Here is a 24,394-nt window from a genome sequence, read left to right on the forward strand (position 1 = left end):
TTATGAATAAATCAGGTTTGTATTCTTTTTACAATTCAGTCTTCCCCCACCCTATGGAAGTTTTTAAAAAAGAAATTTCAGGGTTTGATAAAGTTTTAGACGTTGGATGTGGAGATAATTCACCAATTCAATATTGCAATATTCCATTTTCTGTTGGATTGGATCTTTTTGAACCCTACATTCAAAGAAGTAAAGAAAAAGGGATACATGACCAGTACGTGAAATCAGATATTAGATACGCCAATTTTGAACCTGATTCTTTTGACTTAGTAATATGTATGGATGTTATTGAGCATTTAACGAAAAAGGAAGGTTTAATATTGATGGAAAATATGGGCGTGTGGGCTAAAAAAAAGGTTATTGTATACACAACCAATGGTTATGTTTCACAGGATGAGTATGACAGCAATCCATTACAGAAACACCGATCTGGATGGACTGTTCCGGAATTAAGGAATCTAGGTTACGACATCTATGGTATGTATGGCTGGAAGATGTTGAGAGGGCATAAAAGTCAACCTAGATACAGGCCACATATGGCGTTTAGGGTACTATCGGATATCACACAAAAAATAACGTACAGAATTCCAAACTATGCCTTTGGTTTGCTATCTGTTAAGGAGCTTAGTGATGCTGAAAACAATCATTAAATCCGTTAGAAGAGATAAATTAAAAAGGAAAAACGTAATCATAGGTAAGTACACATATGGAAATCCTAAAATTTTCATGTGGACAGATAAATATGTGGTTAAAATAGGGAATTTCTGTTCAATAGCTAAAAATTGTGTTATAATAGTGGATGGAAACCATAGAATGAATTTGATAACAACATATCCTCTCAAAGAAAAATTTATGAAGGAAGAATGTTCAAAATATCCTCTTGGTAAAGGAAAGGGTATTAAAATAGGTAATGATGTCTGGATCGGTTTGAATGTTACTATTTTACCAGGTGTTGAGATAGGTGATGGTGCAATTATTGGAGCCGGTTCTATGGTGACTAAAAATGTTGGAGATTATGAGATAGTGGCAGGTAATCCTACAAAACATATAAAATATCGTTTTAATGAAAAACAGAGGAAAGCACTTAAAAAAATAGCATGGTGGAATTGGGATATAGAACAGATCAGAGAAAATGCAGATATGATTCAATCATCCGAAATTGATGAGTTTATTGATGAGTTTTATGATTAAAATTATGGTATTATAAAATTTAAAGATGTATTCCAATAATTATGCGGAAGTTGATTTTTATGAGAGAATCTGTGAAGGAACTTGTGAAAATTTTTTCAGAAAAATACCCTATTAAAGAACCTGTTTTTGAATTTGGCTCATTTCAAGTACCTGAACAAAAAGATTTTGCAGATATGCGCCATATTTTTCCTGGAAAAACATATTTTGGTTGTGATATGAGATCAGGACCTGGAGTTGATCTTATTCTTGATCTTCATAACATAGATCTAAGTTCAAAATCAGCAGGCACAGTGCTGATACTGGACACATTTGAACATGTTGAATATCCCAGAAAGGCCATCAAAGAAGTGTACAGAATAATGAAATCAGACGGAATCGTCCTGATAACATCAGTTATGAACTTTCCTATCCATGAACATCCATCAGATTACTGGCGTTTTACTCCAGAAGGATTTAAGAGCCTTTTAGAGGATTTCAAATTTAAATACGTGGATTTTGTAGGAAATGAACTTTTCCCACATACTGTAGTAGGGATAGGGGCAAAAGATTTAAGTTACAACTATTATCTGGACAGTTTCAAAGAGGACATTATATCATGGAAAGAAAAGTGGAAAGTATCACCCTATGAAGAGTCCCAATTGAATTTTTATTCATTGATGAAATCCGGCATTAAAAACCCAGATAAAATACCTGATTTCTTGAAAGAAAAAATTTTCAGGAAGCTATGAGTCTAAACTACATCTTACTGTGTTTAATTTATCCAATCTCAAAAATTACAGTTATTAATCCAAAAAATAGTTATTTGATCCATAAAGTGATAAATTTAGTTATCTCTGAATCTTATGAAAGAACCAAAAGTTTCAATATTGATCCTTAACTGGAATGGCTGGAAAGATACTATAGAATGTCTTGAGTCACTTTCTCAGATTAGTTACCAGAATTATTCCGTTACAGTTGTGGATAATTCATCTAACGATGATTCAGTAGATAAGATAATAAACTATTGTAATGGGCATATAAAGATAAAATCCAAATTTTTCAGGTATAAAAATGATAACAAACCATTTAAAGTAGTAAAATTCAATAAAAAAGATATTGAGAATCCTAAAAACTATTTAAATATCAAAAATATGGTTAAAAATGTATACAAAAATAATAATATCACAATAATAAAAAATAAAAATAATTATGGTTTTGCAGAGGGAAATAACATTGGCATTCGATTTGTTTTAGATTATATGAATCCAGACTACATTTTACTCCTTAACAACGACACAGTGGTCGATGAAAATTTTTTATGTGAACTGGTAGAAATAGGAGAATCAAACCAATTTAACGGCATAATTGGCCCCAAAACATATTATTACCATAATCCTACTGTTTTACAGTCCACATCTATACGTTTAAACGTTTTAAAGAATAAATTTATTATAACAGGGGATGGGGAAGTAGATAAGGGGCAATGTAATTCTATTATGAAAACTGACTATGTTCCAGGCTCCTGTATCCTGATTAAAAAAATTGTTTTAGAGACTGTAGGATTACTCAACAGCGATTATTTCTGTTACTGGGAAGAGACAGAATTATGTTTCAGGGCAAAAAAATCCGGTTTTAACTGTATTTACAGCCCAAAATCTTGTATATGGCATAAAGTTTCAGCTGCAGCTGACAGTCAAACCAAGATTTATCTCATGACAAGAAACAAATTCTGGTTTATGGAAAAACAGGATAAGGTCCTACTAATCTCCTCGCTTTTTTATTTTTTCCTATTTGAAATATGGTACAAAATAGCAGTTTGTTTATTTTACCATAAAGATTTAAAATTATTAAAATCATTTTTAGCAGGTTTTATAGATGGTATTAGATAGATGACTGAAAAGGTACTGTTTTTGGTATTGAATATTGTTGAAACAGTACTATTTATCTGTATTTACAATTAAAAAATATTAATAATAAATAGTCACATTTCCATTGGTATAAATTTGGCTTTTCGTGTTGGCAAGAGAACTGTAATCCATATAAAAATCATTTTTTGTAGTTGTATTCTTATTACGAATAAGTATAGTGCCTGTTTTTGTATTGTAATTACCCAAGAATATATAAGAATCTGTTTTTAATTGGGAAAAGTTCTGAGGAATATCTTTGGACTCTGATACTGTAAAAGATCTACTTAAAAGAGATAGTCTATATCCATCGGCGTAGACATAGCCATGTTCCCTGTTGGTTGAAAGCCATTGTAATCCTTGAACTTCCTGATCATTGAAAACAGGATAATCAATATTACTCAAAGAGAATGAAGTGGGGTTATCACCACTAATTTCATAAATAAAACCTGAATAGAATAAGAATAAAACAACAACACCCATATATATTATTTTTAATTGGATATCACGGTCTTTTGTCCATGATTTATTGGATATTTTTGTTAAAAAGAATCTAATGAGTATAATACCACCTATTACAGAAAATGGTGCCAGTAAAAAGAGCGTAATGTGATACAATCGGGTTATATTTAATGCACTTGCAAAGTAAGGCACGACAATGCTTATTATTAAAATGATAAAGTTAACCATAGCAAATACCACATATTCTTTTTTAAATCTGTAATTTTTCAGTCTTCCCATTAAAAGTGCCAGAATTCCGATAAAAATTGAAAATTGAAAAAGTAAGTTGAGATACTTTGCTACTTCATGCAATAAAGACGTTGTTTTAAATGTTATGGCTGCTGCACCCTGAGCAGCTTCAGGATTTAAAAAATCTGTGAAAATACTGCTGGCTATGTGATTTCCTATGTTAAAAATTTTATAAATGATAGATGAACTTGAAAGGTACATGTACCAGGTTAAAGCAAAGACAATAAATAAAAAAACATATGTTGAAGTTAATATCGTTTGATTCCAATTATTAGAATCGGGATCAACGTTCGGTCTAAACTTTCTGACAATTTTTTTAAAAAAAGAACTTTTAACAAAGATCAGGATGATGTAAACCATGACCAAACTCATTAAATAGATGTATGAAAGTCCATAATGGGAAACAATTAGTGAAATTGCGAATATTACAGATAGGATAGCCCTCTTTGTTTTCTTCATGTTCGACGATACCATTAAAATGAACAACATTACCAGGAATAATTCTGCAATTTCCTGCCGTGCAAGTTGGTTCATCTCGGTATAAAATGTGAATATTGCCATTAAAAAGAAAACAGATAAAAAAGCAAGTTTATCATCAGTCTGTTTCTGGAAAAACCGGTATAACCCTAGAGGCACCAGAGAAAATACCAAAGGATAAATCAGTTTGAAAACCCATGTAATGTCCATACCGGTTAATTTAGAGAATATCGGAGCTAATATTACAATACTCAACATTGCATTTGTATTGTAGGGCAGGGAAGGATCCCAGTAAGAATATTCAATAACTTTATTTGCCAGGAAAAACTCATGTTGAATGTCCCAACCCCATAACTGCATTGAAATCAGGGAAGTATGGTATAAAAGGGAAATTGAGATGATAAAAACAAGGAAAGGATAAAATTTCTTCGGAATTTTGTTAAAAGCAACTGCAATCACCATGAATGCTATTAAAATTATTAAAATCATTAAAAGAATGTTTGTAGCATTAAAATTCTTCAAATACGTTCCAAAAATTGCTAAGAAAGGAATTAAACACATAAATAAAAAATAAGGAGAGAATATGTCTTTTGAATTGATAAAATCCGGATGAGAGAATTTCTTATCGATGACATAACTTAAGATACATAAAAAACCCACAAATAAACTGATGGCAACTATTAACACATTTACTGATATAGGTTTAAGAATTCCAAGAGCAGGCAACATGTTAATTAAAAATCCAAAAAACATGATGCTAAAAATACTTAATCCCACAGAGTACAGTAATGTTTCAATGTTTCCAAGTTTATGTATCCGGAAAATCCTGAGAAGAAGAATTCCAGGTATAAATAACAAGTATAAAGTGATTATAACTTCCCTTAGGATAGGAATTTTATGTCCCATTAAATCTAACAATATTATTCCCAGTACTGCGATTTGTACAGTTAATACAACTTTGAGAAACTTCTTTATTTCCCAGTCATTCATTTGGAGTATGTTAATCAATTATTCACCCAACATGTTGATTATTTCAGCAAATCCTGTTTCTTTGGAAAATAGGTCCAGTAAATTTTTACAAACTTTAAATAACATTGTATTAATTTGGGTATGGTTTATATTATTTAGATTTCTGTTCATGGAGAATAAGTTTAAACAATTTTTCAACCTGTGATTCCCATGAGAATTCTTTTGAGAGATTAAGGGCTTTAAAACCAATTTTATCCCTTAATTCTTTGTCTTTTAATAAAATTCTTATGTTATTCGTGAATTGGGCTTCATCTGCAGGATCACTTACAAGTGCTGCATTATTGTCCTTTAAAAACCTTGTTATATCACTTACCTCATCTAAAACCAGTGCTTTTCCAAATGCCATATATTCAAACACTTTTATTGGAGATGCGACCTCCGTACACAGATCCCTATTAAATGGTAATAAAACAATTTCTGAACTTAAAACAGTTTCATAAACTTTATCTATACTTAAGTACCCTGTAAATAGAACATTTTCAAGTTTAAACTTCTTTGCAAGTTCTTTAAGTTCAATGAAACAGTTTCCATCACCAACTATGCAAAATTCTACATTTTCATTTTTCAAATTTCGGGCTGCTTTAATAATTTTATCAACACTCGCCCACTTTGAAAGGGTCCCTACAAATGTAACTCTACCTTTTTTAATTTTAATATCTTTTTTAAATGTATTTAAAACTTTATAACCAAAATAACCATTGCTAATAACCTCAATTTTATCAGAAGATATTTTGAATTCATTAACAACCAAATTTTTCATGGAATCTGAAACCACAACAATCTTCGATGCATTTTTCAGGCCTGCAGATTCCAGATGCTTCACAGCAAACTTTAAAATTTTATGGGGAATATACCATGGTACTTTAGCATGTGCAACCTCATCGAAGTACATTCCGTGAACATCCAAGAAATAGTTATCAAAACCCAAAAAAGCGAAATATCCTCCTAAAAGACCCATCTCGATAACTAATACAGAATCGTCTGTTTTCAGTTCCTTAACCTTTTTTATCAGCTTATAATTTCTGGATAATATATTTACCAATGAGCCCTTTTTCTGTTTTATATCCAGATATTTTAGATAGATCCCCTGATCTTGAAACATCAACTTATTTTCAGAGGGTTCTGGTGTTATAAGAGTCACATGCAATCCTTTTGCAGTCAATTCAGATGCAAATGCCATTGTCCGTACAGTATCCCCACTAAATCTGCTTAAATCTACATCTGCAACTAAAACAACATTCATAGGATTTGAAGTATTCAAACCATTTTCAACGAATATTTTTTCCATGGGGATCCTACTCATTTTCTTTAATGACTTTTGCAGGTATACCTGCTGCTATTGAATTATCTGGAACATCATTTAAAACAACTGCATTTGCAGCAACCCTAGAATTGTTACCAACAGCCAATTTACCAAGTATTTTGGAACCTGCACCAATTTGAACGTTGTCCCCTATTGTAGGATACTCATGGAGCTCTTTTTTAAGTCCTATCGTAACTCCATGAAATACACTCACATTGCGCCCTATTTTACCGCCACCAATAACTATACATTGAGGGTGTGGAATATAAAAACCAGGTCCTATATCAGCCCTGCTGGATATTTCTATTGGGTTTAAAAGTAAATCAAACATTTTAGTCATGTAATATAAATATTTTTTATTATTCACATAGGAATAGCGCAGAATCCTGTAAAGGAAAATCGCCCTAAAACCTTTATAAACAAAAAATGCGGTGAAAATGGATATAACAGAAGGATTATTCTTTTTAGAGTTGTACCTGATGAAATCATTATTAATTGTTGATGGAAGTTCGTGCATTTTTCCCACATCTCTTTTTATAGATATCTTTTATTTTTGAGGTAGCAGATCATGGTAAAGACTTAGAACGCTCTTTGAATATTCATTCCACGTCCATTTTTCGTTTATAACCCTTTTTCGACTGTTTTTTTTCATTTTCTCCATAATTTTTTCATTTTCTATTAGATACTCCAAATTTTCTGCAAGTGCACTGGTGTTACAGGGTTCAAATAACAATCCATTGTAGCCATGTTTCACCTGTTCCGGTATTCCATCAATATCTGTGGCAACCACAGCACATTCACTGGCCATCGCTTCATAAATTGACATGGGTCTTCCTTCAGCAAGGGAAGGCATTACAAATATATCCCCTGCAGAATATAATTCAGTCAATTCCGCTCCCCTCACTTCTCCAAGAAATTTGACGACCCCATCAAGGTCCAGATCCTTTGATATATCTAAAAGCTTCCTTTTTTCAGGGCCATTCCCTGCTATGAAAACTTTAAAGTTTTTACAGGATCTGGAAAGTTTTGAAAGAGCATCAAGAAGATAACTAAGGCCTTTCCTTTTTATTAGCTGTCCTACAAAGATTATGATTTTTTCTTCGTTTACTTTGAGTTTTCTGCAGATTTTTTTCCTATTTCTGGGTTTGAATTTGTCTGTATCAACACCCAGAGGTATGTACTCTGTTTTTTCAGTGCCCAGATCCAGAGATTCAAGGCTGGGTTCAATACTCCGACTTATGTAAATAATTTTATCTGCAAAATTCAGGGTTTTTTTAACTTTATCCTCTGTTCCTCTATATTTTAACCATTTTTCAAGCGAATCTGTACTGTGCAAATCCACTATCAACGGGGCTGACCATTTTTCGCACAGTTTCATCACCCCATAGCCATCAGGATAAACATGATGTGCGTGTATTAGATCGGGTTTTGTGAGTTTTCGGAGTATGTAATCTGACACAGATCTCCTGTAAAAAAATCCCATTAACCCGTAGAAAAGTTTTTTAGGGAGGGGATAAAAAAATCTGGGCCTGTGTACAAGGCCTTCTTCACATATTTCAGTTTCAGGAATTTGTGACAGTTCATTGTATGGAAAATATTTAAACGGTACCAAAATAGGAAGTGGTGCAACCACATCCATATCAACATATCCTAAAATAGCCATGTTTGCTGTTTTATTCCATGGAGCCCATGAATAATATGGATTGGGATAGTTAACAGACACCATCAATGCTTTTATATTTTTCATAGATTCACCACATATTCTTGAGACGAGCTGAGACAGTCAAGGACTTCTGATGTCATGAAAACATCAGGATAATTATTAAAAGGTTCAACAGTTGATACTTTTCTGTTAGATACCTTTGAAACCATTTTAAAGACGTTATCACTCACATTCTGTGAAAATCTTCTCCTTGCAATCTGCCTGTAAAATCCATATGAAAGTCTGAAAAACTTTTCACTTGGAGAATAATCCCATGAAAATGCAGTTTTAAAGGTTAAAGGAAAAGATTGGAGAAAATTATCCCATCCATCCATTTCCCACCTTAACATCAGTCCAGAGGAATTCTTTTTTATCATTTCAAGAGATTTAGTCACATTTTCCATGTACTGCTTATTCCATCGGGATGAGTAAGATAATGATGCTAATGCAAAGCCATATGCTCCAGATAAATAATATGCAAACATTAAACCACTTTTTGACCATTTAAATTTACCATCAGCTTCTTGAACATCAGCAAGCCATTTTGATCCTTTAATCAGGGCTTCCTCTAATTTTTCTTCCCTTAAAACTTCGTGGATATGTGAGAGGTAGTAGAGTGTAACCCCTTGATAATGAATGCATGGAATATTCAGATTAAATGGGTAATTGCCCTTATTTGTGGTGTAAGGAAATGATCCATCGGAAAATTGATTGCTACAAATGTGTTCAGCTGTTCTCAAAGCAGTTTCAATGGCAGTATCATCAGAAAACCTAACACCGTAATCCGCTAAAAAAGAAGCGCATGTTGCATCCACATTAAGATGATCAGCAGTATAACCTTTTGATTTCATAAATTTACCTTCAAATTCCTGTGATAACACATAATCCCTTGCCAAATCCACATTTTCAAAATTTGGAACCAGTTTACGAGCCATCAGAAGTGATCCTGCGATTATGGCTGTTGCAAGTGCAGATGGTTGGCTGTATCTTGGGTGGATCTCGTTCCACGAGCCTTCCTTGTTCTGCCCAAGCAGAATGAAACTGATTATTTTTCGGGTTAAATCAGGGTTTTTTCGGGTCCTGATCAAGGTTTTCACAAGTTCAGCATTGACCCTGTTCCTCTTAATCCCAAAGACAGGGTCCAGAACATATGCAAGTTCTTCGTCTTCTTTTACGTGTTTCAAAATACAGTTGAGTTGATCATCAACCACATCTTTTATATCAGTTTTTAGATCCATTCTATCCCCATATAAATCTACATATTATCTAAAACACTTTTTAAGTCTTTTACTATCTCTTCGCGTCTGTAACAATTTTTAACATGCTTTGAACCGTTTTTTCCCATTTTCTCCCATTTTTTCATAAGTTCAATCATTGCCTCTGCTATTGAATCTGGATGATTGTCTGCAACCACACCTGCTTCTGATTTTTTTGCCAGGGTTTCTATCTCACCTGTTCCACAGCCAAGAAATGGAATTTCACATGCCATGTACTCATATATCTTTGAGGGCACCGCATAATCCAAACTTTCCAGGTTTTTTAGAGGTGCCAAACCAACAACTGACTCTGAAATTAATGTTGGGACCTCTTCACGCGGTACAGGTCCTTTAAACTCCACATATTTCTGGAGATCTCTGGATCTGGTTAATTCTTCCAAATCAGTTCTTTTATCTCCATCCCCAACAATCAAAAGTTTATAACCATATTTTTTTCCCACTTCTTCCATTGCCAGAACACAGTTTTCTAGGTCCTGTGCGTGTCCTATGTTTCCAGAATATATCAGCTGATCTTTTTTAAGTACTGAACGTGGATAAAATAGATCCACATCTACACCATTTGGAATGATTTCTATGGGTTTATAAACACCCTGGACCTTTAGTTTCTTTTTAATGCCTTCAGTTGTAACCAATACAATATCAACTCTATTAAAACAGATTTTAAGAAATTTTCTAGATATTTTTTCTGTTAAACTATCTTTTTTCAAGAATCCAAGAGATATAGCTGCTTCAAGCCACATATCCCGGTAATCTATTATCCACTTTTTTTTAAAAAACAGCTTCAAAAAAAGGCCAGGTATTACTGTGAAAATGGGTGGTGAAGATGTTATTATAACAGAATAACTTTTTGAATAAACAAATGCCCATAACATCGCGTGTAAAGGAAATGTAATATAATAAAGGGTTCTGGAGATAAATCCCGGGTCTTCTTTTCCAGGCTGCCACGAAGACAAGTTAATAACCTTTAACTTCGGATTGATGTTGTTTACATCGTGAGGTTTAAACCTTCTCCTGAAAATTCCATGGGGAAAAGATGGATAAGGGGCGAGTACAGTTAGATTAACATTATCTTTAGAGAGATTATTCGAAATATCATAAATTCTGGATGAATTGCCTGATTTATCCGGTGGAAAATGTTGTGAAACTATTAAAACATCATGAGTTTTAATTTCATCATTGGGCATGTTACAAACCCCCTTCACATTATTTATTATTTTCATCTAATCATTTATATACATACTTAAACAAAATTATTATTTGATTATTTAGTACTCAATGGTTCAAGTAAGGAGGGTATTTTAACATGGATGGTAATGATTTTAAAATAGCTGTATTTGGTCTTGGACATATTGGACTTCCTACAGCTGCAATTTTTGCAGATAAAGGTCTTGAAGTTGTTGGAGTGGCCAGAAATGAAAGAAAAATGGAAATGATAAACAATGGCATACCTCCAATAATGGAAACCGGGCTTAAAACCCTTTTAAATAGTGCAATTGAAAAAAATAAATTCATTGCAACTTCCGATGGAGTAGAAGCCTCTAAAATATCCAACGTCCATATAATAATCGTACCAACACCCAAAGACAATGCAAATAACTCTGAATTATCAGCCGTTACATCGGTAGCTGAAACTATTTCTAAAGGTCTTAAAAGTGGGGATCTTGTTATAGTGGAGAGTACAGTTCCCCCAAAAACCTGTGAAACCATTGTTGTTCCTTTACTTGAAAAAAGTGGATTTAATGCAGGTGAAGATTTTGGAGTGGCTTACACCCCTGAAAGAGCTATTCCCACAAGTACCATCCATGAAATGACCCATAACCCCCGGGTAATAGGAGGTATTGATGATAAAAGTACCGACACAGCTGCAGATCTTTACAGTATGGTTACAGAGGGAAAGATAATAAAGGTTAAAAATACCATGACAGCTGAAATTGTCAAGCTTATGGAAAACATATACAGGGACGTTAACATAGCCCTTGCAAACGAGTTTTCAATGATTTGTCGTGCACTTGGAGCAGATGTTATTGAGGCCATTGACGCTGCAAATCACCATCCCCGAGTTAACATCCACACACCCGGCCCCGGGGTTGGGGGACACTGTATTTCAATAGATCCTTACTTTCTTATTGAAAGTGCAAACAACAACGGTGTTAAAGTTTCTTTAATCCAAACTTCCAGGGATGTGAACAATTCCATGCCTTTACAAGTTGTAAAACTCGTTAAAAGTGCGCTGAAAGAATCTGGAAAATCTGTTTCACACTCAAAAATCGGGATACTTGGGGTTGCATACAAAGGAAACATTGCAGATACCAGAGAAACCCCTGCAAAACCACTCATAGAAACTTTGAATGATGAAGGTGGTGAAATCTACATCCACGACCCCTATGTGCCCCCTGAAACAATCCAGACATTTGCAGGTAAACCCGCAGCCCTCCAAGATGTTTTGAAATGTGATTGTGTGGTTCTTGTAACTGATCATGATTTATACAGAAATATAACCCCCGAAATGGTTGAAAAAAAAGTCTTTGTATCCACAAGACCCATAATAAACCCTGAAGATTTCCGGAAGAAAGGATTCATTTTCAGGGGAATAGGAAGATGCTGAGTTTATTTACAATAAAACTCTCTAAAAATAGCCTGCCAAAATACGATTAGATATTATTATATTTAAGTGCCAAAGGTTTTACACTACCTATCTGAATAAACCTGAAAAAGCAGTTTAATCAGACTAAAAAACAGTTTAATGAACTTATTATCCCAAAAAGTTTGATAAGTTACTTCCTTAATTATAATTTCATAAAAATAGAGGATTTTTTGATTTGGATCATATTTCAGTACAAAAGAATAAAGGGTGTCTCATGAATATTATTGAGTAAATTTTTTATACAATTGAATACTTTTACTCAACCCAACTATTTGTTAAGAATATACATAAAAGAGATTAACGTGTTAAACTCGACTTGTTTTAACCGCATGGTTGCTATATTACATTATAATGAAGTTTTTCTAATTGATAATACATAGTAACGAAATTATCCATTTTTTATGTTAAATTCTGTCTAAAATAGGAATTTACAATTATTTTTTGTGTATTTTAAGTTAATTTTTAGATGATTTTAACCGAAAAATTTATATCACTAATGGTGCATAAGGTTACAATGGTGATATTGGTGATAAAACAGAAATTGATATCAATGATTACAATACATACACATTGGTATAACAACATTTAGAGGTGTAATTATGACTGATGTTACCATAAGAGGAATTGATGACAAAATATACCGTCGTTTCTCTGCAGAAGCAAGAAATAGAGGCATAGCCATAGGTAAACTTGTTACTTTAGCTATGAGCAACCTGCTGGAGGTAAAACCAATGGGAAATTACAAAATAGAAATGAACGAGGAAGTTATAGTATCAAAAAGGGACCTTGAGTCTCTTGAAAAGCCTGTTATATTCGAAAAGATAACAAAACTTACATTTACAGAGGATGTTGACTGGCAAACATTTAGGGATCATGTTGAAAGAATAGAGATGATTGAAGAGCTTAACGTTCTAGGTACAGTAACAAAACTTCAAATTCTAGCTAAATCAAAAATGGTAAATAAACTTAATATCAATAAAAAAAACTGCTAAAATGGACTAGAATTTACTGTAGCCGGCTTTACCACTGAAAAAAGCTTAAGAATTTTTTTTTATGTTATTTCTTTTTAGATGGATTAAATGCTCAAATCCAGTTTATTGGATAAAAAAAAGAGAACACATATTGAAATATTTCTATATCTCAATTATCTAAAGTTTTAAAAAAAAAGTAACTGAATATTAAAAAGAATTTCCCTAAATGTTTTGAGAAAATATAAATTGATGAATTTTAAGGGAATACTCTCTTATTTAGCATCAAAAGAGAAACCAAACATTAAACTGTAAATATTTTATAATCTTTATTTTCATAAACTAATTCAGCATTGTTAAAGATTAACTCTGGAACATTGAAGATGTAAGAACCCGTATCAAGGATTTTTGTATTTTTAGAATTTATTAACCTTTTATCATAAACAAAATAGCCAATACCCAATTTATTTACCTTTGACTTATTAGATAACAACCACATAGAACTTTCTGAAGTTCCAAAACTACCTGTGGGTTGCATTGTTGTTGCTGACAAAAATTGGGTGGTGAAATAATTGTTTGATATCACAACAGATTTTTTATCCCCATTTTTATTGAACCAATCTGCAAGATCAGCATCTGATTCTGTAGGCGGAGCAACTTGAGGAGTTTTAAAATCAGTAGTATTTGTATATTTAGGAATTACACCGAAGTTAGGATCTGTAACCGTTGTAACCGCAAATAAAGAAGCAACCACAAATACTGCAATCAAAAACCCTGATCTAACTTTAACAGATGAAAATTCCTGTTTTTTGAAGTCTTTGTAAAGGTAACTTAAACCTAAACTCCCTAAAATAGAAAATGGAATCAGTAAATGTACCAGAAGTCTGATAGACAAAACATTTACACCAAACCAGTAGGATTTGCTGATTAAAAATATAACTAAAATCCACACCAGAATCAATATATCTTCATTACGCCTCCTTTTCAGTGCTACAACTCCCCCAGCTATTGCAAAAATCAACAAAATTCCCAGATATGCCACATACTTTAAATTACTTATTGGTCCATTGTTTGGAATTGTGGTCATGTATCCTGTAACTACTGTTAAACCATATGTTAAAATTTGTTGTATGAAACCTGGTGAAACAAACCATATTGCAACAACAGTTAATACCGCAACAATCACTGGAATGGTTAAAAACATAAAGTAACTTGTAAAAAACCTGATTTTTCTACGTAATATTCCCAAAACTAAAACAATTGAGGTTATCACCAAAAAAAGGATTAAAGTTGTAGCTTGATGAGTTAAAATCACCAATAAAAACAGGAAACTGGATAATAAAGCATATTTATATTTTTTGTCCAGCACTGATTTATAATAAAAGTACACTACCAACGGCACAAATATAAGCGCCATGGTTTCTGGAAGTGGTGATACCAATCTACTGAATAAATAACTGGACATTATCAAAAATCCAGCTGAAATTCCTGCAATTTCACCATAAAACTTTTTTGAAACATAAGAAACAGACAAAACAACTGAAAAAGCTAAAACCGGCTGTAACAAACGTGCAACCTGAACATAACTAATTTTCAGTAATGTCCCTAAAGCTGCTATAACCAGACTGAACAGAGGAGGATAATTTATCTTATGTCCCATACTGGGATCAATGAGTGGATCTGTTAATGTAAGTCCGTAATGACTGTAAACTTCAGCAATGTGAATATGATAAAATATATCAACAGTAAACGGCCACGGATGCGTCAAAGTGGGAATCAACGCTATAAAAAATGCTACCAGAGCTGGTATAACCCAAAGTAAGTTTTTGATTTGTTCCTTCTCAAAATTCATATTATCCACTAGTTGCGTATCTTAAGAAATTGAAGCAGACTGATATTAAACTATGATGTTTACAGGATTCCTAAATTCTATTTACATTTTGTTGCTATTTCCACTATCCTTAAATTTGTATTAATTAATATAAACGTTTTAGTACCCCTAATTATGTTCATAGTGACTTTTTAGTGATTGAGGTTATCTCACAGTTCAAACTTTGAAAAAAAATAAGAGCAAATAGAGCTCTAAATTCAAAAATAATGAAAATTATAGAAGTCATAAATAATCATGAGCCATCCTCTTTAAAAAAAATAGTAGAACTATCTTAAAGTTGTGATTATTAAAAATAGGAAAAGCCTATTTTAAAGTTGGAACTCTCCAGTATCGATCCATTCACCTTTCAGGAGAGTCCACCAGTCTTCTGCAATTCCATTAAGCACGTATTCATAAGGCAACCATCCGTAGCCCTTATCACCCCAATCTTTTCCCCATGAATTTCGTATTAATAGGGCCCCTGTGGTCTCGCCATTGCATGATGGGTTTTTGATCTTTTTATTGTCATCGAAACCTGCGGCCATTACTGCATGGCCACCTTCAACCTTCTCTCCCTTGCAGGGGTAAGGGATCTTTCCTTTTTCTGCCTGAGAAATTGAACTGTAAACTGTGAAACCAAAAATTGAGGGAAGTCCAGCTGCAAGGTTGGTTTTGATCCGACCTAAAAGCTCATCAGCTGTTGTATTTGGAGGATCAAGTCTTACATATTCTAAAGCTTGATAGTTCTGTGCAAATGCATAGCAGAATGCTGGAGGTTCTTCATCAAATTCTTTTATCTTGTAAGGGTAGTACTCCTCTGGTGGAACACCAAAAAGTGCCAGTGCACCCATGGTTGTTCTCAAGAATGCTCCTGTATCTCCTTCTTCCTTCATCATATTTCTGGTGGTCTTGTAAAGGAACAGTCTGGATGCATCTAAATGTTTCCCAAATGCTTTGCGTTCGTAGTACTCCACTATACCCACACCAGCATTTGCAGTACATGATCCAAGCTGTCCCTGGTCCTCCACTGGAGAGCACCACTGGCTCAAGTCCACAGATTCAGGAAGATCCGAAACAGTTTTTGAAACTCCTACCTTCTCAAGCATGGGCTTTATATTCTCATGGTCAACTGTGTAATCCCTGATGTCTGGGTAGTCAGGCAGCCATCCAAAATTCATTATTTTTATTTTATCCATATTCTACCTCCTTTTTTTGTCAAAAAAGTACAGTAAATAAAAAAATCCGGTCCATCTATCCGAAAATTTTATTACGATAATAATTTTATATACTTATAGATATAATTTGCGATTTTAAGATAAAATTAATTCAGATACTTAAATAATCTTTCATTTAGCATCAAAAGAAAAAAAACATTAAACTCTAAATATTTTATAATCTTTGTTTTCATAAACCAATTTTGCAGTACTTGGAATTAATTTGGGAACATTGAATATGTATGCACCTGTATCAAGGATTTTTGTACTATTTTTAGAGTTTATTAAACGTTTATCATAAACAAAATAGCCAACAGCAAATTTATTTAAGTTTGATTTGTTAAAAGCGGACCAGATACAACTTTCTGAAGTTATAAAACTACCCATAGGTTGTATTGTTGTTGCTGACAAAAATTGGATGGTAAAATAATTGTTTGATATCACAACAGAGTTGTTATCCCCATTTTTATTGAACCAATCCGCAATACCCTCATCTGAATCTGTAGGAGGAGCAATTTGAGGAGTTTTAAAATCAGAGGTGTTAGTATATTTGGGAATTACACCGAAGTTAGGATCTGTAACCGTTGTAACCGCAAATAAAGAAGCAACAACAAATACTACAATCAAAAACCCTGATCTAACTTTAACAGATGCAAATTCCTGTTTTTTAAAGTCCTTGTAAAGATAACTTAAACCTAAACCCCCCAAAATAGAAAATGGAATCAGTAAATGTACCAGAAGTCGAATAGACAAAACATTTACACCAAACCAGTAGGATTTGCTGATTAAAAATACAACTAAAATCCATACCAAAAGCAATATATCTTCATTAAGCCTCCTTTTCAGTGCCACAACTCCTCCAGCAATTGCAAAAATCAACAAAATTCCCAGATATGCCACATACTTTAAATTACTTATTGGTTCATTGTTTGGAAGTGTGGTCATGTATCCTGTAACTGCTGTTAAACCATACATCCAAATCTGTTGTATGAAACCTGGTGAAACAAACCATATTGCAACAACAGTTAATGCCGCAACAATCACTGGAAGAGCTAAAAACACAAAGTAACTTGTAAAAAACCTGATTTTTCTACGTAATATCCCCAAAACTAAAACAATTGAAGTTATCACCAAGAATAGTATTAAAGTTGTAGCTTGATGAGTTAAAATCACCAATAAAAATAGGAAACTGGATAATAAAGCATATTTATATTTTTCATCCATCACTGATTTATAATAAAAATACACAACCAACGGCACAAATATAAGCGCCATGGTTTCTGGAAGGGATGATACCAATCTACTAAATAAATAACTGGACATTATCAAAAATCCAGCTGAAATTCCTGCAATCTCCCCGTAAAACTTTTTTGAAACATAAGAAACAGATAAAACAACTGAAAAAGCTAAAACTGGTTGTAAAAACCGTGCAACTTGAACATAATTAATTTTCAGTAATGTTCCTAAAGCTGCTATAACCAGACTGAACAGAGGAGGATAACTTATTTTAGACCCCATAATTGGATCGGTTAATGTAAGTCCATAATGACTGTAAACTTCAGCAATATGAATATGATAAAATATATCAACAGTGAACGGCCATGGATGTGTCAAAGTAGGGATTAAGGCTATAAAAAACGCAATTACTGCTGGAACAACCCAGAGTAAATTTTTTATTTGTTTTTTCTCAAAATCCATTTATTCCACCAAGTTTACCCAATATTAATAACGTAAGCATGAATATATTCTATTAGTAGCATATAAATGGAAAATTAAAACATAATATCTTGTATAATGGATTTAATTTGGCTTTTAGACAGTTTTTCAACAGAATCAGAGTTATATTCAAAACCATTATCTGGATTACTCTCTTTTTTAGAATTTAAAATAAATACAGTCCCCTCATCAATTGCACAAAGAGCTTCATCTTCTGTCATAAGTTCTTCATACATTTTTTCGCCCAATCTTTTTCCCATAATCTCAATTTCAATTTTTTCAGGATTATATCCATATTCCGGGGCTAACTCTTCGATCATGACATCTGCAAGGTCAACTATATTCACTGAGGGCATCTTAAGTATGAATATTTCTTTACCATGTGCCATCTGGCCTGCCCTAAGTATCAATCCTGCAGCATCGGGAATATGCATTATGAAACGAGTCATTGCAGAATCTGTTACTGTAACTGGACCACCATTTTTGATTTGTTTTTTAAAAGTAGGTACAACTGAGCCTCTGGAATTTAAAACATTACCAAAACGAACACATGAAAATACAGTCCTTTTATTTCCACGATAATAATTTGCAGAGACTGTAAGGCGTTCAGCCAGGAGTTTTGTGGCTCCCATCACATTTATGGGATTGACTGCCTTGTCGGTACTTACCATTATCACTTTTTCTACGTTCTTATCTAAAGCCGCATCAAGAACATTTTGAGTACCGAGTACATTGGTTTTAACGGCATCAAATGGGTTGTATTCACAAAGGGGTACGTGTTTTAATGCAGCAGCATGGAAAATAATATCCACATTTTCAAAAGCCCTTTTTAACCTCTCTTTATCTCTAACATCTCCAATGAATGTTCTTATTTTGTCAGAACGTAATTCCTGTTCCAAATCGAATAATGCGGTTTCGTTGTTGTCAAGTATCCTAACAGATTTGGGTTCAGCTTCTAAAAGTTTTTTTACAATTTCACGGCCAATAGACCCAGAACCACCGGTTACCAGAACTACTTTGTCCTTATAAAAAGATTCCATATTATATCACCTGTAAAATTTTCCAATTGTTTCTGCCATAAAATCCATCTCTTCCCTGCTGAGTGAAGGGTACATTGGAAGAGTGATTGTTCTTTTTGCCATATCCTCTGTAACCGGAAGATCACAGTTATATCCGAGTTTTTCCCTGTAAAAATGGCTTAAGTGTACTGGATCAAAATATATTTTGGTTGTTACACCCTTATCTTTTAAATAAGATATTAAATCATCTCTTTGCTCTGCTATAACCGTGCAAAGCTGGTGAACATGATTATATCCATCAGGAAGTGGTAGTAATTTGATTTTATCGGTTTCTTCCATAATTTTCCGTGTTAAATACTCTGAATTCTTTTGCCTCATATCTATTATCTTATCTGCCTTTTTAATCTGTGATATGCCAAGTGCTGCTGTTATATTTGACATTCTGAAGTTGTATCCAAGATCTATGTAATCAAAGAGTCCTGCTGAACTGAAGTAATCTCCAGTTTCCAGTCTGCCGTGGGATCTTATAAGTAACAATTTTTCATAAATATCTTTGGAATCTGTTACAACTGCGCCACCTTCACCTGTTGTGATTATTTTATTCTGGCAGAAACTTAAAACTGCAGAATCCCCGAATGTACCAACTTTATCATCACCTATGCTTGCACCCATGGCTTCTGCAGCATCTTCTATTAATATTAAATCATTGTCATCTGCTATTTCCCTAAGTTCCCTTATTTTGCATGGGCATCCACCATAATGTATGGGTAAAATTGCCTTAGTTTTATCTGTAATATTCTTTTTTACACTTTCAGGATCTAAACCTAGTGTTTCTTCTTCAATATCTGCAAAAACAGGTTTTGCACCCATAAACATTGGTGAGTTGGCGGTTGCTATAAATGTAAAAGAAGGTACTATCACTTCATCACCTTTTTTTATGCCATGGGCCAACAGTAATGAATGTAGAGCCGATGTTCCGGAGTTGAAAACTGCAGCATAATCTGTTCCAATGTATTCTGCTATCAATTTTTCAAACTGTTCAACACGTGGTCCAACAGCCCAGTTCATTCCAGACTTTATCTCGTTTCCAACATTTTCAACGTCTTCTTCATCCCATAATATTTTGAATAACGGAATTTTAGATGTCATCAATATCCTCTCTTAATTTTTTTACTTCATCCGGACTCATTTCCCTTATCATTTTAACAGGGACCCCAAATGCCACAACATTCTTTGGAATGTCATTATTAACAAAGCTAAAAGCCCCTACAATGGAGTTTTCACCCACAGTAACATTTGGCATGATAATTGAGTGGCTTCCAATTCTACAGTTTTTTTTAAGTATAACCGGCCCTTCCTTGTTATCTATGGTTGAAATAGAGTAAATAGAGCAGTGAGAACCAATTTGAACATTGTCTCCAATTAAAACATCATTTTTAGCATTTATATATGTGAAAGCTCCTACATCTGTTTTATAACCTAATTTGAGATTTTCTTTATGTTGAATTACCCAGTTGTATTTGTTCAATTTTCCTTCTTCAATTATAGGGGGTTTCCAGTTTTCAAATCTTCTATTTTTCATAGATTTAACCTTTTTTCCAGTAATTCTTTATCTAAGGTTATTTTACTTAAAATTTCTGTAACTTTTAAAGAAGTTTTCCCCTTACCATAGGGATTTTCACATTTATTCAATTGTGTTTTAAAATTTTCGTCATAAAGAGCTTTTTTAATTGCATTTTTAATTTCTTTAACATTATAATCCACATCAATAACATTTGAAGCTCGTTCTCTTCCTTTTTGTCTTGAACCTATATTGATTACGGGAAGTTTAAATGAAGGAGATTCTATAATACCACTACTTGAATTTCCAACCAACACACTTGCAACATTCATTAAAATCAAATAATCTTTCCTCTGAATATTCATAAATGTTTTAACAAATGGGAGTTTTTCACATTTTTCTATGAGTTTTATGATCTCTCTACCACCTGCATCTGCATTGGGGTATATTAAGATAGTCTGATACTTCAAATCACAAATTGCTTTAAGGGTTTCCAGCATTTGTTTTGATGATTTTTCAGATTCAAGAGTTACTGGATGTTGTAACACTAAAATTATGGGCCTAGATAAATTTAAATCATATTTCAATGCCAATTGATCTTTTTTGATCATATCAATGTTTAATATTGCATCTAGTCCTGGTGCACCCACCACAAATACATGATCAGGGTTTTCACCCATATTTATTATTCTTTCTGCACTTTTTTCTGTTGCAGGAAGATGTATATTGACCAGTTTAGTGATTGCATGGCGTGCATACTCATCCACAGTGGATGTTATTTCTCCACCATGCAAATGGGCTGTTGGAATGTTTAGATAAGCTCCAACTATAGCACCAGCTAACATTTCACCCCTATCACCTAAAAGAAGTATTATATCTGGTTTTATTTTTTTTACCAGATCTGTTAAAAGTTCTATAAGTTTTCCAACAAATTTAGCCATGGAAAATTTATCATCTTCTTCAAAGACGGCGTTTAATTCATGTATTTTAAACTCATCCTTTCTTATTTCATTAATGGTCCTTCCAAACTCGTTCATGAGATGCATTCCAGTTACAGCCAGTTCTAGTTCCATCTCTGGATTCTTGTCTATTTCAAATAAAACAGAACGCATCAAACCATAATCTGCCCGGGTTCCAGTTATATAAAGTATTTTTCTCGTCATTTTATAAGATTCCATCTTAAAAAATCGTCTTTTTTTATTTTTGAAGTTGTTGTTTTCCCAATTAATGATTTAAGAAATTTAGGTTCAATTCCAGTTCCTGGCCTTTTAATTGCAAGCATTTCTTCAGTTATAACAGTTTCTGAGGGTATATTGGCTCTGGCAACAATACTTTTTCTTGCTATTTTCTTTATTTCTTTTTCTTCAATTGTTAATTCTTTTATTCCCGTGCCCATACCTTTTTCTACATTTCGTATTGCAAGTACCATTTTTTTGAAGTCTGCAGGTTCTAAAGAAGCTTTATGGTCTGGTCCATCTAGATTTTTATTTAATGTGAAATGTTTTTCTATTACACAGCTTCCCAGTGCTACAGCTGCTATGGGCATTTCAATTCCTAAGGTGTGATCTGAAAATCCTACTGGAAGTTTAAAAGTTGACCTGAGAGTTTCAATGACTTTAAGATTTATGTCATCAATCTTTGCAGGATAACTGGTTACACAATGCATTAAAATTAGATCATTTGTTTTATCTTCAAACAATTTTACAGCTTCTTTTATTTCATCCATAGTTGCCATTCCTGTGGATAAAATAACAGGTCTGCCCTTGCTTGCCACATGCTCAAGCAATGGAAAATTTGTAAGTTCACCAGAACCCAGTTTGAACGCAGGAACACCTATTTCATCAAGCAGATCAACACTTTCAAAATCAAATGGAGTGGATAAAAATATAATATCTTTTTCATCTGCATATTTGGCCAGTTCTCTAAAATTATCTTCAGATAATTCCAGTTTCTTAATCATTTCATACTGAGAGTTTTCTGTTGTTGTTTCCTTCTGGTATTCTGCTTTTTCAGCATTTTTTGTGACCAGATTTTCTGTTTTGAAGGTTTGGAATTTTACTGCATCTGCGCCGGATTCTTTTGCAGCATCTATTAACTTTTTTGCTAAATTCAACGAACCGTTATGGTTTACACCGGCTTCAGCCATTATAAAACATGAGCAATTATCTTTATTAAACTTATCAATTTCTTCCATGTTTCTCAAGCCCTTTTATTTTGTTGTATAAACTATTTGCAAGTATATCATGACCCTTTTTTGATATGTGTATACCATCTTCTAAAAGTAATTTTTCTTTATTTTTAGTTAGATCATAAAAATTTAGCAAATTACAAATGTCATAGTTTTTCTTCACAACTTCTTTTATAATTTCATTATAATTTTTTATGTTCTTTTCAAAATCATAAGACTTAAATTTGTTTCTTTCCGTTGTGTCTGCTATATTAATTAATATTATGGAAGAATTGGTCTTTTTTCTTATCTCATTTACTATGTATTCCAACCGTTCCCTAAATTTAGATTCTGAAACAAATGTTTTAGGGAAATAATGAGTCCAAAATCTTCTATATCGGGATTTAAATTTTATGAGTAAATAAGCAAGATTTTTTATAACAGGATATTGAAGAAAAAGATTCAAAATAAAATGCCTCTTTTTACCAAACAACCTAGGAGCACAGTCTACTATTCCAATATGGAAAACTACAACATTTGAACCATTATTTAAAACATCATCTTCCAATTGATAGGACTGACTCAAAAAATCGTTCATACGTTTACTGCGCTGTACCACATGAAACTCTGATCCCAAAAGTTTTTGCAGTTTAAAACTGTAAGTATCTTGATAAACAATTCCCTCAGAAGGACGGACCATAGACAAAGAATCACCAACTACAGTCACAATTTTAATTGATTCCTTATTATTAATTATCATTTAAACACCAAAAAAATAGTTAAAAGGGTTATCCAATTGAAATTTGTAAAGTTAAGATTCAGCTTTCCTTATAAATTTCTTTTTTTATATTTTTTATACTCTCTAAATTATTTTGGTATTCTCTTTCGATCTCTTTTTTTGTTTCATTATCTAAATCCATTTGAGCACAATTTTGATTTATCTGGGCAATTTCGGGGTTTTCATCCAGATAATCAATAATGTCATATAGATTAAGAACATTTTTGGAATGTACATTATTGTATATATTCCGAATTAATTCATAATCTTCCTCATAATCTACCGTAAACCTTAATTCAGGTCTTTTAAGTTTTCCTGTAACATTTATAGTTTTAATTTCAAAAATTTCAGGTCTGATGAAATATCCCCATATCTCTGTATCTTTGATCTTCTTAATTTCGCATACAGTTTCCAATGCTTTAACTCTCATCCCATAAGCAGCTGATCCCAAAGGAAGTCCTTCTAACTTTATAAAATCATATTTACCCGTTTTAATATCATTTATTAACAAATTAGAATAATAAATATCCATCAATGGATTGTCGGCAGTTATACTAACAAAATAATCCAAACTAAATAATTTAGATGCATCAAACAATCTTTTTAGTACATCTTCTTCATCCCCCGCAAAATAATATATACTATTATTTTTAGCAATATCTATTAGTGGCTTGTCTTGAGGATTGGTAGACGTACATAAAATAACCTCAGATATATCTTTAACATTTTTTGCCCTATCAATAACCCGTTCAAGAACGGTTTTGCCGTTTAAATCTTTTATTATCTTAAACGGCAATCGTTTAGATTTTAATCTTGCTGTTATTAAAAAACCAACTTTCATTTTT

Annotated in this window: 22 protein-coding genes; 6 read left to right on the forward strand and 16 right to left on the reverse strand. The window is 33.0% G+C overall.

Annotated features, from left to right (window positions below):
• Window positions 1-2 precede the first annotated feature (2 nt).
• The 4 genes from MSWAN_RS06645 (at window position 3) to MSWAN_RS06660 (ending at window position 3,059) form a co-directional block, all read left to right on the forward strand.
• Window positions 3-650: a class I SAM-dependent methyltransferase gene (locus MSWAN_RS06645; RefSeq protein WP_013825853.1), complete on the forward strand. Its 648-nt coding sequence runs from the start codon at window positions 3-5 to the stop codon at window positions 648-650.
• On the forward strand, window positions 631-1,191 hold the full coding sequence (locus MSWAN_RS06650; RefSeq protein ID WP_013825854.1) for a CatB-related O-acetyltransferase: 561 nt from the start codon (window positions 631-633) through the stop codon (window positions 1,189-1,191). The genes MSWAN_RS06645 and MSWAN_RS06650 overlap by 20 nt, the downstream gene beginning before the upstream one ends.
• Before the next feature lie 59 nt (window positions 1,192-1,250).
• Window positions 1,251-1,919 (forward strand): methyltransferase domain-containing protein, encoded by a 669-nt coding sequence (locus MSWAN_RS06655; RefSeq protein WP_013825855.1) that lies wholly within the window; start codon window positions 1,251-1,253, stop codon window positions 1,917-1,919.
• A gap of 114 nt (window positions 1,920-2,033) precedes the next feature.
• Window positions 2,034-3,059 carry a glycosyltransferase family 2 protein gene (locus tag MSWAN_RS06660; RefSeq protein ID WP_013825857.1) on the forward strand — a complete coding sequence of 342 codons (1,026 nt, stop codon included), beginning with the start codon at window positions 2,034-2,036 and terminating at the stop codon, window positions 3,057-3,059.
• A 78-nt stretch (window positions 3,060-3,137) separates the two neighbouring features.
• Here the strand turns inward: MSWAN_RS06660 and MSWAN_RS06665 are convergent, their stop codons facing one another.
• The 6 genes from MSWAN_RS06665 to MSWAN_RS06690 all read right to left on the reverse strand — a co-directional run bounded on the left by MSWAN_RS06665 (window position 3,138) and on the right by MSWAN_RS06690 (window position 10,796).
• Window positions 3,138-5,309: a DUF2206 domain-containing protein gene (locus MSWAN_RS06665; protein ID WP_052296850.1), complete on the reverse strand. Its 2,172-nt coding sequence runs from the start codon at window positions 5,307-5,309 to the stop codon at window positions 3,138-3,140.
• 112 nt (window positions 5,310-5,421) lie between these two features.
• Window positions 5,422-6,618 carry a glycosyltransferase family 4 protein gene (locus tag MSWAN_RS06670; protein WP_013825859.1) on the reverse strand — a complete coding sequence of 399 codons (1,197 nt, stop codon included), beginning with the start codon at window positions 6,616-6,618 and terminating at the stop codon, window positions 5,422-5,424.
• Between the two features lie 7 nt (window positions 6,619-6,625).
• Complete coding sequence (gene epsC, locus MSWAN_RS06675) at window positions 6,626-7,150, reverse strand: serine O-acetyltransferase EpsC (protein WP_013825860.1); 525 nt, start codon at window positions 7,148-7,150, stop codon at window positions 6,626-6,628.
• Between the two features lie 30 nt (window positions 7,151-7,180).
• Window positions 7,181-8,380 carry a glycosyltransferase family 4 protein gene (locus MSWAN_RS06680; RefSeq protein ID WP_013825861.1) on the reverse strand — a complete coding sequence of 400 codons (1,200 nt, stop codon included), beginning with the start codon at window positions 8,378-8,380 and terminating at the stop codon, window positions 7,181-7,183.
• Window positions 8,377-9,573 carry a prenyltransferase/squalene oxidase repeat-containing protein gene (locus tag MSWAN_RS06685; protein ID WP_013825862.1) on the reverse strand — a complete coding sequence of 399 codons (1,197 nt, stop codon included), beginning with the start codon at window positions 9,571-9,573 and terminating at the stop codon, window positions 8,377-8,379. The genes MSWAN_RS06680 and MSWAN_RS06685 overlap by 4 nt, the downstream gene beginning before the upstream one ends.
• 17 nt (window positions 9,574-9,590) lie before the next feature.
• Window positions 9,591-10,796: a glycosyltransferase family 4 protein gene (locus MSWAN_RS06690; RefSeq protein ID WP_013825863.1), complete on the reverse strand. Its 1,206-nt coding sequence runs from the start codon at window positions 10,794-10,796 to the stop codon at window positions 9,591-9,593.
• 119 nt (window positions 10,797-10,915) lie between these two features.
• Between MSWAN_RS06690 and MSWAN_RS06695 the strand changes: the two genes are divergently transcribed.
• Together MSWAN_RS06695 and MSWAN_RS06700 are read left to right on the forward strand one after the other, a co-directional pair.
• Complete coding sequence (locus MSWAN_RS06695; protein ID WP_013825864.1) at window positions 10,916-12,217, forward strand: nucleotide sugar dehydrogenase; 1,302 nt, start codon at window positions 10,916-10,918, stop codon at window positions 12,215-12,217.
• A gap of 638 nt (window positions 12,218-12,855) precedes the next feature.
• Window positions 12,856-13,248 (forward strand): hypothetical protein, encoded by a 393-nt coding sequence (locus tag MSWAN_RS06700; RefSeq protein ID WP_013825865.1) that lies wholly within the window; start codon window positions 12,856-12,858, stop codon window positions 13,246-13,248.
• A gap of 280 nt (window positions 13,249-13,528) precedes the next feature.
• On the opposite strand, the gene MSWAN_RS06705 is transcribed toward MSWAN_RS06700, so the two are convergent.
• The 10 genes from MSWAN_RS06705 to MSWAN_RS06750 form a co-directional block, all read right to left on the reverse strand.
• Window positions 13,529-15,076 carry a 6-pyruvoyltetrahydropterin synthase gene (locus MSWAN_RS06705; protein ID WP_013825866.1) on the reverse strand — a complete coding sequence of 516 codons (1,548 nt, stop codon included), beginning with the start codon at window positions 15,074-15,076 and terminating at the stop codon, window positions 13,529-13,531.
• Window positions 15,077-15,423: 347 nt separating this feature from the next.
• Window positions 15,424-16,290: a C1 family peptidase gene (locus tag MSWAN_RS06710; RefSeq protein ID WP_013825867.1), complete on the reverse strand. Its 867-nt coding sequence runs from the start codon at window positions 16,288-16,290 to the stop codon at window positions 15,424-15,426.
• A gap of 177 nt (window positions 16,291-16,467) precedes the next feature.
• A complete protein-coding gene (locus tag MSWAN_RS06715) occupies window positions 16,468-18,006 on the reverse strand; it encodes a glycosyltransferase family protein (RefSeq protein ID WP_013825868.1) in 1,539 nt (512 codons plus the stop codon).
• Between the two features lie 74 nt (window positions 18,007-18,080).
• Window positions 18,081-19,064 carry a UDP-N-acetylglucosamine 4,6-dehydratase family protein gene (locus tag MSWAN_RS12635; RefSeq protein ID WP_013825869.1) on the reverse strand — a complete coding sequence of 328 codons (984 nt, stop codon included), beginning with the start codon at window positions 19,062-19,064 and terminating at the stop codon, window positions 18,081-18,083.
• Window positions 19,065-19,070: 6 nt separating this feature from the next.
• Window positions 19,071-20,192, reverse strand: coding sequence for a DegT/DnrJ/EryC1/StrS family aminotransferase (locus MSWAN_RS12640; protein ID WP_013825870.1), 1,122 nt, complete (start codon window positions 20,190-20,192; stop codon window positions 19,071-19,073).
• Entirely contained in the window at window positions 20,182-20,625 is a 444-nt protein-coding gene (locus tag MSWAN_RS06730) for an acyltransferase (RefSeq protein WP_013825871.1), read from the reverse strand. The genes MSWAN_RS12640 and MSWAN_RS06730 overlap by 11 nt, the downstream gene beginning before the upstream one ends.
• Window positions 20,622-21,767 (reverse strand): UDP-N-acetylglucosamine 2-epimerase, encoded by a 1,146-nt coding sequence (gene neuC / locus MSWAN_RS06735; RefSeq protein WP_013825872.1) that lies wholly within the window; start codon window positions 21,765-21,767, stop codon window positions 20,622-20,624. Before neuC ends, MSWAN_RS06730 begins: the two co-directional genes overlap by 4 nt.
• Window positions 21,764-22,798, reverse strand: coding sequence for an N-acetylneuraminate synthase (gene neuB, locus MSWAN_RS06740; protein WP_013825873.1), 1,035 nt, complete (start codon window positions 22,796-22,798; stop codon window positions 21,764-21,766). Before neuB ends, neuC begins: the two co-directional genes overlap by 4 nt.
• The gene (locus MSWAN_RS06745) at window positions 22,785-23,531 is read right to left on the reverse strand and encodes an SGNH/GDSL hydrolase family protein (RefSeq protein WP_013825874.1); all 747 of its coding nucleotides are present in this window, start codon (window positions 23,529-23,531) and stop codon (window positions 22,785-22,787) included. The genes neuB and MSWAN_RS06745 overlap by 14 nt, the downstream gene beginning before the upstream one ends.
• A 58-nt stretch (window positions 23,532-23,589) precedes the next feature.
• On the reverse strand, window positions 23,590-24,390 hold the full coding sequence (locus tag MSWAN_RS06750; RefSeq protein WP_013825875.1) for a cytidylyltransferase domain-containing protein: 801 nt from the start codon (window positions 24,388-24,390) through the stop codon (window positions 23,590-23,592).
• Between the last annotated feature and the right edge of the window lie 4 nt (window positions 24,391-24,394).

Source organism: Methanobacterium paludis, from assembly GCF_000214725.1.
GTDB classification, from domain to species: domain Archaea; phylum Methanobacteriota; class Methanobacteria; order Methanobacteriales; family Methanobacteriaceae; genus Methanobacterium_C; species Methanobacterium_C paludis.